The 14657-nt window shown below is 67.0% G+C and carries 12 protein-coding genes and 1 pseudogene; 4 read left to right on the forward strand and 9 right to left on the reverse strand.

The features are described 5' to 3' along the window. Window positions 1-7 precede the first annotated feature (7 nt). Genes OG395_RS08325 through OG395_RS08340 form a run of 4 tightly spaced genes read right to left on the reverse strand, consistent with a single transcriptional unit; the run spans window position 8 to window position 4034 of the window. A complete protein-coding gene (locus OG395_RS08325) occupies window positions 8-592 on the reverse strand; it encodes an RBBP9/YdeN family alpha/beta hydrolase (protein ID WP_327242307.1) in 585 nt (194 codons plus the stop codon). Beyond that, window positions 589-1920 carry an MFS transporter gene (locus tag OG395_RS08330; protein ID WP_327249278.1) on the reverse strand — a complete coding sequence of 444 codons (1332 nt, stop codon included), beginning with the start codon at window positions 1918-1920 and terminating at the stop codon, window positions 589-591. Before OG395_RS08330 ends, OG395_RS08325 begins: the two co-directional genes overlap by 4 nt. A 31-nt stretch (window positions 1921-1951) precedes the next feature. Then, window positions 1952-2785: a TauD/TfdA dioxygenase family protein gene (locus OG395_RS08335; RefSeq protein WP_327249279.1), complete on the reverse strand. Its 834-nt coding sequence runs from the start codon at window positions 2783-2785 to the stop codon at window positions 1952-1954. Between the two features lie 49 nt (window positions 2786-2834). Further along, a complete protein-coding gene (locus OG395_RS08340) occupies window positions 2835-4034 on the reverse strand; it encodes an RNA-guided endonuclease InsQ/TnpB family protein (protein WP_327242308.1) in 1200 nt (399 codons plus the stop codon). A gap of 224 nt (window positions 4035-4258) precedes the next feature. Here OG395_RS08340 and OG395_RS08345 point away from each other — a divergent pair. Beyond that, window positions 4259-4357: pseudogene (locus OG395_RS08345) on the forward strand (transposase); the annotation flags it as partial. A gap of 226 nt (window positions 4358-4583) precedes the next feature. Here OG395_RS08345 and OG395_RS08350 read toward each other — a convergent pair. The 4 genes from OG395_RS08350 to OG395_RS08365 all read right to left on the reverse strand — a co-directional run bounded on the left by OG395_RS08350 (window position 4584) and on the right by OG395_RS08365 (window position 9671). Further along, window positions 4584-5555: a quinone oxidoreductase family protein gene (locus OG395_RS08350; RefSeq protein WP_327242309.1), complete on the reverse strand. Its 972-nt coding sequence runs from the start codon at window positions 5553-5555 to the stop codon at window positions 4584-4586. A gap of 109 nt (window positions 5556-5664) precedes the next feature. Further along, window positions 5665-6723 (reverse strand): 3-keto-5-aminohexanoate cleavage protein, encoded by a 1059-nt coding sequence (locus OG395_RS08355; RefSeq protein WP_327242310.1) that lies wholly within the window; start codon window positions 6721-6723, stop codon window positions 5665-5667. A gap of 379 nt (window positions 6724-7102) precedes the next feature. Then, the gene (locus tag OG395_RS08360) at window positions 7103-8125 is read right to left on the reverse strand and encodes an AraC family transcriptional regulator (RefSeq protein ID WP_327242311.1); all 1023 of its coding nucleotides are present in this window, start codon (window positions 8123-8125) and stop codon (window positions 7103-7105) included. 394 nt (window positions 8126-8519) lie between these two features. Beyond that, a complete protein-coding gene (locus OG395_RS08365; protein WP_327241110.1) occupies window positions 8520-9671 on the reverse strand; it encodes an ISAs1 family transposase in 1152 nt (383 codons plus the stop codon). Between the two features lie 163 nt (window positions 9672-9834). Here OG395_RS08365 and OG395_RS08370 point away from each other — a divergent pair, with 163 nt between their 5' ends. Then, complete coding sequence (locus OG395_RS08370) at window positions 9835-10203, forward strand: hypothetical protein (RefSeq protein WP_327242312.1); 369 nt, start codon at window positions 9835-9837, stop codon at window positions 10201-10203. Here the strand turns inward: OG395_RS08370 and OG395_RS08375 are convergent. Beyond that, on the reverse strand, window positions 10174-11454 hold the full coding sequence (locus OG395_RS08375; RefSeq protein ID WP_327242313.1) for an ISL3 family transposase: 1281 nt from the start codon (window positions 11452-11454) through the stop codon (window positions 10174-10176). The two genes, OG395_RS08370 and OG395_RS08375, sit on opposite strands and share 30 nt — an antisense overlap. On the opposite strand from OG395_RS08375, the gene OG395_RS08380 reads away from it, so the two are divergent. Together OG395_RS08380 and OG395_RS08385 are read left to right on the forward strand one after the other, a co-directional pair. Next, window positions 11442-12344: a TauD/TfdA family dioxygenase gene (locus tag OG395_RS08380; protein WP_327242314.1), complete on the forward strand. Its 903-nt coding sequence runs from the start codon at window positions 11442-11444 to the stop codon at window positions 12342-12344. The genes OG395_RS08375 and OG395_RS08380 overlap by 13 nt on opposite strands. 32 nt (window positions 12345-12376) lie before the next feature. Further along, window positions 12377-13882: a long-chain-fatty-acid--CoA ligase gene (locus OG395_RS08385; protein ID WP_327242315.1), complete on the forward strand. Its 1506-nt coding sequence runs from the start codon at window positions 12377-12379 to the stop codon at window positions 13880-13882. Window positions 13883-14657: the final 775 nt, after the last annotated feature.

The following is a 14657-nucleotide window of genomic DNA, read 5'->3' on the forward strand; positions in this document are numbered from 1 at the left end:
TCGTGCGTCAGATGGACATGGAGGTCGAGGTTTGGCTGAGCTCGCGGATGATCTCCTCCGCCTGAGGCCATTCGCCATAGCCTGAGGCGGGGTTGAGGTGTCCGACTGGACCAAGATTCTCGAGGCGACTCCCCCATGCTCGGGCGAGGTCGGTGACGCGTTCGAAACCGGCCAGGGGGTCGTTCGTGCTCGCCGCGACGATGCCGGGGAAGGGCAGAGGTGTCCGCGGGGTCGGCGTCCAGCCGTTTTCGCGCAGGTCTTCCAGGGTGAGGTAGCCCTCCGGCAGCGGGGTGTCGAAGTCCAGTGGCGCCGCCAGCAGCGCGCCCTTGACGGGGCGCCGGTGTCGTTGCGCCCAGTGCACGGTGGTCATCACCCCGGCGCTGTGGGCAACCAGTACGACCGGCCCGGAGATGTCCGACAGGATCTCGTCCAGGGCGGCGACCTGGGCGTCGCAGCTGAGCCGGTCGCGTTCCAACGGCGGAACGGTACGGGTGTCGGCGATCTTGTTGGCGAGGATGGTCTGCCAGTGGTCCGGCACGTGATCGCGCAGTCCGGGGACGATCACGACTGTCGGCGGTGCAATGAGACTCACGACTGCAGCTCCAGGTTCTTGAGTGACGCGTCGGGCAGCAGGCCCATGCGGCGCAGATCCTTCTCGTAGGAGAGCTTGCCGATGGCGAAGGCTGCGCCGGCCGCGATCGCGATGAGCGGGACCGCCCTCAGTGCGTCGAGCAGGCCCATGCGGTCCGCGAGCATGCCCGTCACCGCGGGTCCCGTGGCAATCCCGAGCAGGCTGTTGGCCAGGGTGAGCGTGGCCATGGCCGTCGCCGCGATGGCCGCAGGGGTCAGATTCGCCACCATGGCGGCTGCGGGTCCGGCTGTGGCATTGGACAGCAGGGTCCCAGCGCCGATCAGCACGAGTTGCAGTGGGCCGATCGGCAACTGGAATCCGGTCATGAGCAGCGCGAGCGATCCGAGGCTGCAGGCGATCGCGACGGTCCACTTCCGAGCCGCGGCCCTACGACTGAGACGGTCCGCGACGATCCCGCCGCCAACCATGCCAATGCCGGTAATCAGCGCGAACAACCCGGCGGCCACCCCTGCCCTCGCGGGGGCCATGGAGTAGTAGCGGTTGAGGAAACTGGGCATCCAAGCCAGCAGGGCCATCGCAATGAACATCTGCAGTCCGCTGCCGATGTAGGCGCAGACCACGGAGACCGACGAGAACAGCCGCGGCAGCAAGGTCCGGACGGCCGCGCGTTCACCGGAGGTGTTTGTACGCTCGCCGGCGGCTGAACCCAGCCTCTTCTCCGTGACCACGATGCCGTAGATCGCGGCCAGTGCCAGCCCGAAGATCCCCATGATGCCGAACGCCCACCGCCAGCCCAGTTGCTGGGCGACGACGCCGCCGATCGACACCCCCAGCACGGATCCGAAGGCGCCTCCCCCGATGAACGCTCCGGAGAGCGTGGCCCGCAGGCTGATGGGGAAGACGCTGAGGACCACCGCGATACCGACGCTCCCGTAGGCCGCCTCACCGACACCGACCATGAACCGCCCCAGGAACATCTGGCCGTAGCTCGCCGACACCGCGCAGCCCAAAGTCGCCAGGCTCCACACGATCGCGGCGATCACCAGGCTCCTCACGCGACCCCAGCGGTCCGCCAGCAGTGACAGCGGGAAGGTGAGCAAACCGACCATCAGAGCCACGATGCCGCTGAGAGAACCCAACTGGGCATCCGACAGCAGCCACTCCGCCTTCAGCAGCGGAAAGACCGCATTGAGGACCTGCCGCGACATGTAGTCAGACATCAGAAGCCCGAAACTCAGCGCAAACACCAGCCAGGCATACCTGCGGGATACAGCCGGTAAGGCGGGGGAGGTCCCCGGCACGGCCGTGCCGGCAGTGTGCAGTCCCATCGGCGTCACCTTTCTCGTCTCTGGTGGGAGCTCAGAAAGTTCTGTCGCCGACGATTCCGGCGCGCTCCATCTTGCGGAGGCCAGGCCAGTAGTCCTGGACGGCGTAGTGCTGTGTGGAGCGGTTGTCCCAGATGGCGAAGCTGTTCTTCTGCCAGCGCCAACGCACCTGGTACTCGGGGACGGCCGCCTGGCTGATCAGGTAGTTCAGGAGGTTGGCGGCGCCGGGCGCGTGGTCCTGGCCGAAGCGCACGTTCTCGGGCGTGTGATAGTTCACGAAGTGTGTGGTGAAGGAGTTGACGAAGAGGATCTGCTCGCCGGTCTCCGGGTGGGTACGCACCACCGGGTGCTCCGCGTCCGGGTACTGTGCCTTCAGCTGGTGCCGCTGCTCCATCGGCATGACGGCACCGAAGCTCGCCTCGATGCTGTGCCGTGCGCCCAGACCCGCGATCTGCGTCTTGATGTGCTCGGGCAGCCTGCGGTACGCCTCGGCCATGTTGACCCAGATCGTGTCCCCGCCCACCTCGGGCGTCTCAACGCAGCGCAGCACGGCCCCCATGGGCGGGCACTCGCGCCAGGTGCCGTCGCAGTGGAGTGCGTTCTCGTAGTGCTCGGGCTTGCTGTCGAGGTCCTTGTAGATGCGGACCAGCCCAGGGTGTTCCGGGTCGCTGCCGAGCACCGGGTGGTCATCGAGCCGACCGAAGCGCGAGGCGAAGGCGACGTGCTCGGCGCGGGTGATGTCCTGGTCCCGCAGGAACAGGACCTTGTACTGCAGCAGCAGCTGCTTGATCTCGGCGAACAGGTCGTCGTCACGAGCGGCGTCGCCGAGGTTCACACCGGACAGTTCGGCGCCGATGGTGCAAGTCAGCGGCTCAACCTTGGTGACTCCTCCACCCCGTGAACGGGGTGGCTTCTCGCTATGCCGGTTGGGCTTCGCGACGGACCAGCCCGGCCCGTAGAACGTTGAGAGCACCGACGGTGTCCGCGTGCGCGCTGTGGCCACAGGCGACGCAGTGGAACTTCTCCTGTGTGGGCCGGTTCTCCTTGGCGGTGTGCCCGCATTCGGGGCATCGCCGGGAGGTGTTGCGGGGGTCCACGGCGATCACTTCCCGCCCGGCGCTCTCAGCCTTGGCATTCAGGATCGCGAGGAACACCCCCCAGCCGGCATCCGATATCGAGCGGTTCAGCCCGGCCTTGGCCGCTGCCCCGTTGGGCAGGAAGCTGCCCGGCCGGTCGGGGTCGGGCTTCGGTTCGGGGGCCTTGCTCATGTTGCGGATCTTGAGGTCTTCGTGCGCGATGAGGTCGTGTTCCCGCACGAGGCCGAGGGCGGTCTTGTGGGCGTGGTCGAGGCGCTGGCACCGCACCTTGCGGTGCAGACGTGCCACAGCCTCTACCGCCTTGCGGCGGCGCTTGCTTCCGCGCTTGCACCTGCTCAGTGCCTGCTGAGCTGCTTCGAGCTTCGCTGCGGCCTTTCGCCCGTGACGCGGGTTGGGCACGAACTCGCCGTTCGAGTCGGCGAGGAAGTTGGCAATGCCCAGGTCGATGCCGACCACGCTGCCGGTCGCGGGCAGCGGCTCGGGCCGGGGCCGCTCGGCCGTCAGGATCACATACCAGCGCTTGCCCTCACGCTTGACCGAGACCGTCTTGACATGGCCGACCACCGGCCGGTGCCGGTGCACCTTGACGTGCCCGATGCCCTGAAAGCGGACGCGGGTGACCGGGTCATGCGCGGTGGAGTCCCACCGGCAGCCGTCACCGTCCTTGGGGAAGTCCACCGTGTCGAAGCGGCCGATCCCCCTAAAGCGCGGATAGCCCGGCTTGTCCCCGGCCTTGATGCGCCGGAAGAACGCGGCGAACGCCTTGTCCAGCCGGCGCAGGGTGGCCTGCTGCGAGGAGAACGACCAGCGGCCCTGACGCTCCGGGTCGCATGCCCGGATCTCCTTGAGCTGCACGGACTGCTGCCCGTATCGGACCGTCGTCTTCGAGGCGTGCCGGTAGGCGTCACGACGCTCTTGCAACGCGCCGTTGTAGAGCGCGCAGTGATCGCGCAGCATCTCACCGAGCGCTTGTTCCTGCCGGGCGGTGGGCCGCAGGAGAAACTTGTACGCACGGATCATTCAGCCCACCCCTCCGACTCGAATCGACCTTAACCGTAACATTGGTTCATGTCACCACGTCGGGAACCAAACCCCGACGTACGGCGCGGCCGTCACGTCATCCACCACCTCCACACGCAATTGATGTTCGTCACCAGATACCGGCGGACCGTCTTCAACGACGAGATGCTGACACGCTACGAAGAGAGGAGTTCACCGGCCACGTCAACCAGGCCATCATGCACGGCCGCTTCTGGTCCGGCTCCTACTTCGCGGGATCATGCGCCGGCGCACCCCTCCACGTGGTCAAGGACTACATCGAGAACCAGAAGCGGCCCGACTGAGCGCGGCTCCGCGGGCGAGGCATTCCGGAGCGAAACTGCGGCGCTCCGCGCCGCAGGGTTCAGGATCGGATTCCCTCCCCGCCTGAAGGCGGGGATTCCCTCCGAAGAAGAGGGATGGAAGCCCGGGGAACGCCCGGGCGCACGAGGACGGGCGTGTTTCCCCTCGGGTGGATGGTCTGGTCCATGGTGCTCACTCCTCTGACGTGACATGTGGGGCGCGGTGTGCTCAGAGAATGAAGACGGAAGATCCCGTGGTCCGCCCTGCTTCGAGATCACGGTGTGCCTGTATCGCGTCCTGAAGTTCGTAGCGCTGGTTGATCTCGATCTTGATACGTCCGGACGCGACGTGACCGAACAGCTCACCCGACAGGGCGTCCCGCTCGACGGGTTCGGCGATGTAGTCGGCCAGCGCGGGCCGGGTCACGAACAGCGAGCCGTGAATGGCCAGTTGCATGGCGTCGAGCGGCGGCACTCCGGATGCCGTGCCGAAGCACACCAGCAAGCCGCGACGCTGCAGCGAGGCCATGGAGCCGGCGACGGTGTCCTTGCCGATGCTGTCGAAAACCACGGGGACACCCTTGCCGTCGGTCAGCTCGCGCACCCGCTCGGCCACGTCTTCGCGCCGGTAGTAGATGATGTGATCGCAGCCGTGAGTGCGGGCGATCTCGGCCTTCTCCTCGCTGGAGACCGTGCCGATCACGGTGATGCCGAGCTGCTTGGCCCACTGGGAGAAGATCAGGCCCACGCCGCCCGCCGCCGCGTGGAGCAATACGGTATCGCCGGACTTCAGCGGGTGGATCCGGCGCAGCAGATAGGCCGAGGTCAGGCCCCGCATGGTCATCGCCGCGGCGGTCTCGCAGCTGATCTCCTCCGGCAGCTTGATCAGCGAGTCCGCGGGCATGACCCGCTCCGTGCTGTAGGCCCCCAACGGGCTGCCGGTGTAGGTCACCCGATCGCCTTCTGCGACATGGGTGACGCCCTCGCCGACGGCCTCGATCACACCTGAGGCCTCCACACCGAGCCCCGCAGGCAGCGGAGCCGGATACAGACCGGTGCGGAAATAGGTGTCGGCGAAGTTGAGTCCGACGGCGATGTGCCGTATCCGTACCTCGCCCGGGCCCGGGTGGCCGACGGTGACCTCTTCCCACCGCATGACGTCGGGGCCACCGGTTTCGTGGAAGCGAATGGCGTGTGCCATGACGTGCTCCGTTTGCTCGTGTGTGTGTGGGGGGGGCGGTCGCTGGCCGACCTCGATCGGCTGGTATGGATGCCGTGTCGGCCCCGCGACCGCCCCTCGTGGGATCGGGTCAGCTCTTGGCGTCGCGGAGCATGAAGCCGCGCCGGCCGGGACGGCGGTTGGGCACCATGCCGAGCTGGCACAGGGTCTCGTCGGCGTCCGAGTACCATTCGCGGATCTTGTAGATCTTTTTGGCCTCCTGGCCCGTGGCGATCTCACGACCGAGCGCGTTCGCGATCTGGACCATCTGCTCGACCTGCTCCACGGAGGACATCCGGTCGCCCTTGCGACGCCACAGGTTGTCCTCGTTACCCACCCGCACGTGCGCGCCCAGGGCGATACCGATCGCGTTCATCGGGGCGACCGCGCGCATGGAGGCCTCGATGGTGAGCACAGCGCCGTCCGGGACGCGGCGGATGAACTCGATCAGGTCGGCCGGGTGACGGCCGGCGAACCCGCCCCCGATGGCCACGTAGTTGAGCACGAGTGGGCCGCTGTAGATGCCCTTTCGGATCAGCCGCTCCACCGTCTCCAGCTGTGCGATGTTGGCGAGTTGGAAGTGCGGCTGGATGTCGTTGGTGCGGAGCCGCTTGAGGTGCTCGAGGTAGAAGTCCGGCCCGGCCTCGACCACCATGTCCCGGTAGGCCTTGTAGTACGCCGGCTTGGCGATCGAAGTGCCCTCGATGTCCTCGTCGTCGAAGAGCTCGACGATGTTCATCTGGTTGGTGTTGATGGCGATCGTCACCTGGTCCGGCTTGGGGGTGATCTCGGCCAGCATGTGGCGGGTGTCGTAGCTGAGCCACTTGGCGTCGGCGCCTTCGTCCTCAGGAGCGAAGGAGATCGACCCGCCGATCTGCAGGACCATGTCCGGCACCGCCTCGCGCAGCCGGGCCATCAGCTCGTTGAACATGGAGATGCGCTTCGAGCCGTGGCCGTCCAGCTCGCGCACGTGAATGTGCAGCACCGTAGCGCCGGCGTTGTAGCAGTCGATCGCGGCCTGCACGTGCTCGTCCATGCTGAGCGGGAGGTCGTCGGCGTCACCGGGCAGCCACTCCGGCCCGTAGGGCGCGGCCTGAATGACCAGCTTCTCCTGGTTCTCCGGATACAGGGAGTCGTCGAAGAAGTGCACAGTCCATCTCCTTTGATGATGGGTCTTCACTCGCTGCACACATCGCTGCCTGCGCTGCGTGGCCTGAGGGGATCGGCGAGAAGCGGAGTGAGATTGCAGACGGGGTCCCCGGACTCGCTGGGCAGCCCGGATACGATCGATGGGTCCCGGTGGGAGATACGGCTTCAGGCAGGGTCTCTGCTGTCCTCGTGCGGGCCGGCGGTCTCCCTTGCGGTAATGCAACGTTAATTGCCGGTTACGCCGGATGCTTAGCCACAGGTGACATCAGACTTATCACTTGGGGACCGTCCCTCCTCGGCTGGTGTCACCCCCAGCTCGGAGGATCAGGCCGTGGCGAGGTACGTGATCACGGTCCCCGGCAGCAAGTGATCGCCGCTGGTCATCCCTCCACGGTCGGCTGCTGCCTGGCCCTCCGGACGCGCCACTGCCTGGGGCTGCAACCGAACCGCTCGCTGAACCAGCGCGAGAAAGCGCTTGGTGCGGAGAATCCCAGCAGCCCGGAGATCTCCGTCAACGAGCGGCGCGGGTTCGCCACGAGTTGCTCGGCGAGCTGGGCACGCGTCGCGTTGAGGAGGGAGGAGAACGTCTCACCAGAGGCCGATAGGTGCCGATGGACGGTCCGCCGGTCGACGCCGAGGCTGCATGCGACCTGCTCGATCGAACAGCGACCGGTGGGGAGCAGGACTTCGATCAACTCGCGCACCCGGTCCGCCACGGTCGTGTCCCTCGACACCGCGAGCGACTCGAAATACTGCCGCGCGTACGTCCGGAGCTGCGGGTCGGACATCGGGTTGGGGGCGTTGAGATCGCTGGCGTAGAAGACGATCCCATTGAATTCCCGGTCGAATTCCACTGCGGGTCCGAAGATGCGTCGGTGGGTTCCGGTGTCCAGCGGGGCGCTGTGCGTGAAACATACGGACACAGGCTGCCACCGGTTACCGAGGAAACTGCGAAGAATTTGGTGGAAAGCGCCCACGGTCAGCTCTATGGCCTGGCGGGCCGCCATGGCCTCACCGAGCTCCAGGCTCACCTTGAGGGTGGCCAGGCCACTCGCGTCGGAGAGCCGGCCGTGCAGCATCTCGTTGTACATGTGCTCATGGCGGACGAGAAGCTCGATCGCGCTGCGGGCGTCGGGCTCCTCGCGTATGACCAAGCTGAGGGGGCCGAGGTTGGAGAAGCGACGGCGCTCGGCGAGGAGCAGACCGAAGTCCTCACGCTGTGAGGCCGCCGCCGAGAGTTCGAGCAGCTGGGTCACAGCCACGCCGGAGATCCATCTGTCCTGGACCGTGAGGCCGACGGGGTCCAGGCCCACGCGTTTCATCAGGGCCCGCGGGTCGATGCCGAGCGACTGGCTGAGCTCGACGTAGCTGCTCAGCGCTGCATTACGGACAAGGGGCTTCATGGGCGCACTCCAGGCTCTGTCCCCAAGTGATAAGTCACATGTCACTTCAAGTCAAGCGATGACTCAAGTCGTGACCTAGCGTTGCACCACTGCATGGAGCTCAGCGTCTGGATTCGGCGTCCCGGCCGATCGGAAATCCGACGGAGAACACCATGGCAAACAGTCCAACTGTTCACCAGCCCTGGAAAGGGATACGGAATCCCAATGCGGATCAATGGCCTCAGGTGGAATGCCTGCACCCGAACCGCGGGGTTCTTCCACAACGAAAGGAGAGGGGTCGTTCGCACGGTTTCGGGTTCCGGGCCGGCGAAGAGCCGAATGCGACTCCGGCTGGGCGGAGGCACGACCCCGGGCAGGGGCGCTGCAAAGTCTCTTGATCTTGTGAGTGCGCCGGTCAGGCGATGCCCAAGAGGTCGAGTGGGCGGGTGAACGGTTCGTAGGAAGCGTGGCGGAGACCGGCGGCGATGTTGCTGTGCCCGGCGTCGCGGAGCGTGTTGATCGCCAAGTTCCGCAGGCTCGCCATGTTGTCGGGCCCGTGGCCGGTCCGAACCTTCGAGGCGTCCTCGCGGAAGGTGGTGTCGCGGACGAAGTGCAGCCGGTTCTCGATGGTCCACTGCGACCTGGCGAGTTGGCCCAGGCGTTGGGGCGAGGCTTGATGCGAGGTCAGGTCGGTGATCGCGTAGACGGTCTGGCGGGTGCACGCGCCGGTCTTGAGGTCGGTGCGGTGGCGCAGGATCCGCACGGCCTGGACGGCGTGGGGGAAGTCGAGTCCGAGGTCGGTGACCGTGAGGACCCTGGTGACGCGGGTCTCCTTGCGTCCGTGGCCCCTCTCGCGGTCGTAGCGGCGTGCGGTGACGTCCTTCCACGGCAGTGACCGCACCTGTCGGTGCAGACCGGGCTGGTTGGCCTTGACCACCAGCAGGTAGTGCGCGTTCTTCTCCTCGACCAGGAAGCGCGCGTGGGCGCGCTGGGTGTGCAGAGCATCGGCCGTGACGGTGACCCCGGTCAGGTCGTAGGGCTCCAGCAGGGCGGCGAAGCAGGTGATCTCGTTGGTCTTGTCGGGCACCCGCAGCTGGGTGACGGTCCGCCCCTGGTCGGTCATCGCGGCCAGGAGATGGGCGGCCGGGCTCTGGTCGTGACGCGACCCGCGGGCGGCCTTGCCGTCCACGGCCACCGACTGTGCGCCTGCGGGATCGGCGCCGGTCAGGTCGGCCAGGCCGCCCGGGCAGACACGGCCGAGGACCCGTCGGATCGTGGCAGCGCTCGGCGGAACGCGCACGCCCAGCGCGCCTACGGTCCGGGCGCCCAACCGGGCCAGCGTGTGCTGCGGGGCGCTGGTGGACCACTGCCCGATCGCCGCGTACGACCGGGCGCCTGCCACCACCGCCGAGGCAGCGACCAGCAGCACCGCCACGAACGGGTGACGCACACCGCGCCGGCGCCGGGGATCAGGCAGCAACCGCAACCGCTCCACCAGCGGAAGCACTGCGACACCCGCCAGGGTGGGCGGCTTGACCAGACAGACGGTGGCAGACTGACGACACATCGAAACTCCGGCGAAGCAGGGCGACTTGGGAAGGTCACCCCGTTCAACCGGAGTTTCGTTGCTTCCGTGACGGGTCACCCTCGACACCCTGCAGCACCATGACCTGCAGACTCACCTGATCATCGGGACTTTGAAACGCCCCTGCGACCCCGGGGAGGTCACCATGACGAACGTGATCAGCGTGCTGCGCAGGTCGTACACCGGGCCGGCCGCGTGGAAAGGCCCGGACCTGGCGGGCTCCGACGAGGGGGTCCTGCGGCTCTCACCGACACAGATCGGCGAGCTCGAGGCCGCCTTGCGCGCGGTGCGTGAGCGAGGCGTTCCGCTGTTGAAGGTGAGCGCCGGCGACTTTCCGCTGCCGACCTTGGCCGGGGAGCTGGAGCGCATCGCCGACGAGCTGGAGAACGGACGCGGCTTCGTGCTCGTCAAACGCATTCCGGTCGAGCGTTACAGCCAGGCGGGGGCAAGCACCATTTTCTGGCTCTCCTGTCGGATCCGTGGGTTATCGGCTTGGGAGTTGACGGCCTGGTAGGTGGGGGCGGTGGCCGCCGAGGCTGAGCATGGCGAGGGCGGTGAGGGCTTGGGGGTTCTTGAAGCCGAAGGCGATGCGGGTGATGAGGCGGATTTTGGTGTTCATGCTCTCGACGAGGCCGTTGGACAGGCCGTGCTCGGCGGCGGCTGTGATGGCGTCCCAGTGTTTGACGATGGACCTCTGCAGGTCGACGAAGGCGTCGAGTCGGCAGCGGCGGGCCCAGAGCACCCAGTCCCACAGGGCTTCGGGAGTGTGGGGGCCGGCTTTCAGGGCGAGGCGGAGTCCTTCCTTCAGCAGGTAGGCGCGGTGGAGGACGGGGTGGGCCCTGGCGATGAACTCCAGCTGGGCCCGTTGGTGGACGGTGAGGTCTTCAGGGTTTTTCCAGAGCGCGAAGCGGGCCTTCTTCAGCGACTTCGACCCCTTGGTGGTCCGGCCCTTGCCCTTGCGTTCGGTGTTCCAGACCTCGCGGCGTACGACGTCCAGCGCGTCGGTGGCCCACTTCACCGTGTGGAAGGGGTCCATCACCCGCACCGCGTTCGGGCAGTGCGCGGAGACCGGGCCGGCGACCCAGTCCGCCGCATCGGCCGAAACGTGCGTGATCTTCGCGGAGCGTTCGGGTCCCAGCAGGTCGAAGAACTTGTTCAAGGTGGCCTTGTCCCGGCCGGGTTCGGCCCACAGCAGACGCCCGGAATCGTGGTCGACGACGACGGTGAGGTACCTGTGGCGCTTCTTGTAACTGATCTCGTCGATCCCGATCCGACGGAGCCCGGCCAGCCGGTCGGTCTGCGCCTCGGCATCCGCCCAGACCCGGGCAACGATGGAGCCGACCGTGCGCCACCCAATCCGCATCAGCTGCGTGACGGCCGTCTTGGAACAGCAGGTCGCCAGCCAGGCGACCTGCGCGTCGAAAGCCAGGGTGTGACCGGCGCCGTGCCGGGCCCAGGGCACCCCAGCCACCGTCACCCCGTGCACCGGACACGACACCCGGGGCGCGTCGGCCTCGATGAAAGCCGTGAGCACGCCGATGTCCAGGGCCCGCCAGCGACGCCGCCCCTCACCGGCGTCGTACTTCGCCGCCCTGCGCCCACAGATCCCGCACCTCTGCCGCCGCCCCTTGACCGGACGGGCATGGACAACGATCACCACACTGCCGTCGGCATCCTCGCCGGAGCCTTCCTCTTCGGCCTCGACCTGCTCGATCACCGTCTTTTCGACATCGAGCAGCCGAGTCCATATCCTTGGACTTCGCACGCCGTATCCAGGTTCTTCCGTTTCGTTCCTTAAGCAGTCGAAACGTACCCCGGGTACGGCGTGTTCTGCGTATCAGCCCTGGTCAGCGACCCACGGATCCGACAGGAGAGCCCATTTTCTGGGGACTGTGTCAGCACCTGGGTGTCCCGGTGTCGCAGAACGCGGCGGGCCACATGCTCGGCCACGTCCGGGACACCGGTCACAGCATCGCCGCCCCCGCAACGCGCGGCTACCAGACCAGGGAGATGCTGCCGTTCCACACCGACGGATCCGATGTCCTCGGACTGTTGTACCTGCGGGCAGCCCGCTCCGGTGGACGTATCTCCGTGGTCAGCTCCGCGGCGGTCCACAACGCGCTCCTGGCGCGGCGGCCGGATCTGGTCGAAGGCCTGTACCGAACCCATTTCCTCGACCGCCGGGAGGAACACACCCCTGGTGAGCGCCCGTACTACACGGTTCCGCTGGCGTCCTGGTCCGGGGGCAAGCTCAGCATGCGCTACAACCGCTGTTACCTCGAGTCCGCTCAGCGCTTTCCTGACGTGTCCCGTCTGGAGCGGACGGATATGGAGCTGTTCGACCTCATCGACGAATTGTCGGTTTCCCCAGAGCTCCGACTTGACGTCGGCTTCGAGGTCGGCGACCTGCTGCTGCTCAACAACCACGCGGTTCTGCATTCCCGTACGGAATACGAGGACTTCGACGAACCCGAGCAGAAGCGTCACATGCTGCGGCTGTGGCTGACCCTGCAGCAGGGGCGGGAACTGCCACCGGACTTCTGGGGAGACATGCACAGCAGTCACTGCGGTCCCGGCCGCGGCGGTATCACCCCCCGCGACATGATCACGACACACAACTCCGCATCCTTCGGCGGCTCTTTCCGCCACCAGTGACCGCCACCAGCTCAGATCAAAGGGGAAACCGCATGGACAACCTCGCCACCATGCTGGCGGAATCCGCCTGGGCCGAGGGCAACCGGGTCGCCATCCGCCAGGACGAAATCATCCTGACATATGCCGAACTGAACGATACCAGCGCCCGGGTCGCCTCACTGTTGCAAGCCAAGGGCGTCCGGGCGGGCGATCGCGTCGCGTTGGTCATGCCCAACGTCACCTACTTCCCGATCGCGTATTACGGCATCCTCCGCGCAGGCGCCGTGGTAGTGCCGATGAATCCGCTGTTGAAAGCGCGTGAAATAGCCTTCACCCTCCGGGATTCCGGCTCCCGGATCGTGTTGGCGTTCCCGCTGTGCGCGGACGCGGTCGCGAAGGCCGCAGCAGAGGTCGGCGTCGACTGCCTGGTCACGAACCCAATGACCTTCGACACTCTGGTACGGGCAACCGAACCGATGCCCGAGGCAGTCGACCGGGCGGAGAACGACACTGCCGTGATCCTCTATACCTCGGGCACGACGGGAACCCCGAAGGGCGCCGAGCTGACTCACCGCAACCTGATGACCAACGCGGCCTCCGCTGCCGAGACGCTCCTCCACATCGGGCCGAGCGACGTACTGTTCGGGGGCCTGCCGCTGTTCCACGCCTTCGGCCAGACCTGCGCCCTCAACGCCGCCGTCGCTGCGGCCGCCACCCTGACCATGCTGCCGCGGTTCGAGCCGGCCAAGGCGCTGGAGATCATGCACCGGGACGGGGTCACCGTCTTCCTGGGCGTCCCCACGATGTTCACTGCCCTGCTCCACGCCGGGATCCCCGACAGCTACGACCTCTCGAGGCTGCATCTGGCCGTCTCCGGTGGAGCTTCCCTGCCGGTCGAGGTGCTGCACACCTTCGAGCGGGAATTCGGCGTCACCGTTCTGGAGGGATACGGACTCTCGGAGACGTCACCGGTCGCCGCGTTCAACCCCCCGGACCGACCACGCAAGGCCGGTTCAATCGGCGTCCCCATCCGCGGAGTCGAACTCAAACTCGTTGCGGACGACGGCACCACGATGAGCCCGGGCGAAGTCGGTGAGATCGCAATCCGCGGCGAGAACGTGATGAAGGGCTACTGGGGCCGCCCGGATGCGACTGCGGAAGCCATCCGGGACGGGTGGTTCCACAGCGGTGATCTCGCCCGTGTCGACGAGGACGGCTACTACTTCATCGTCGACCGAAAGAAGGACCTCATCATCCGCGGCGGCTACAACGTCTACCCGCGCGAGATCGAGGAGGTGCTCTACGAACACCCGGCAGTAGCCGAAGCGGCCGTCGTCGGCGTGCCGCACGAGATCCACGGGGAGGAGGTGGCCGCCGTAGTGACCCTCCGGCCTGGTACGCAGACCACGGCCGACCATGTGCGCGACTACGTCAAACAGCGAGTGGCTGCCTACAAATACCCGCGGATCGTCACCTTCGCCGACGCACTGCCCAAGGGCGCAACGGGCAAGATCCTCAAGCGTGAGATCGTCGTCACGCAGCAGGCGCCCGGGGACTGAACTGATCCGGTTTCCATGTCCGTTCTGAACTCGGCCCGATCATGCTGAGCCGACCATCTCCCGTGCTCCAGGACCTCGTTGAGCATCGCGCGTTCGAGTATCACGCGGTATCGGACGCCGCGCGCGGAAGGACGTTACTGCTTTCGGCAATACGGCGTCCCGGCGAGGTATTTGATTGCCAGTACAAGGGGGGTGCACCCCTGGCGCGAGGGCGTGCCTTGCGCCAGGGGTGGTCGGAAGAGGTCTGCCGTCAGCGCACGGCGTAGGCCCTGATCAGGGGCTCTTTCATGTGTGAACGGTGACCAGCACCAAGTCGTCGCACCGCGCACAGTGTTGATGCGGCGGCCGTGCGCCGCCCGTACGTCCGGCACGGGCACCTCGCTGCGCTGTGAGGTCCGGAAACTCGGGCCGGTCGGACGGGCTGCGCGCCTTCGCCGAATTCGGTCGTGCGGTCGGCGACGTGGGCCGGGCAACGGTTCGGGGATCAGGCCACGGGCCAGTGCCGCCGTCACGACGCCGGTGCGGCTGACGGGGTGGATTCGCGGGTGAGCCGTCGGCTCATGAGGTCGATCATCGCGACGCGGATCACGGCCTCGGAGCGGTGCGGGTGGGCCGGCTTCCGCTCGCCGGGCGATGCTGCCCGGCCCCAACAGCAGGTACGGTCCCGATTCGGGCAGCCTGGAGGGGCGCGCGCTCCTTGCTCCTGGCCGGCTTCCGGATTGCCGGCGAGAAGGGACGCGGCCCTCGCCACGGGCTGGAACGCTACGCCGAGCGG

The sequence above is a fragment of the Streptomyces sp. NBC_01320 genome (genome assembly GCF_035974375.1).
Taxonomy (GTDB): Bacteria; Actinomycetota; Actinomycetes; order Streptomycetales; family Streptomycetaceae; genus Streptomyces; species Streptomyces yanii.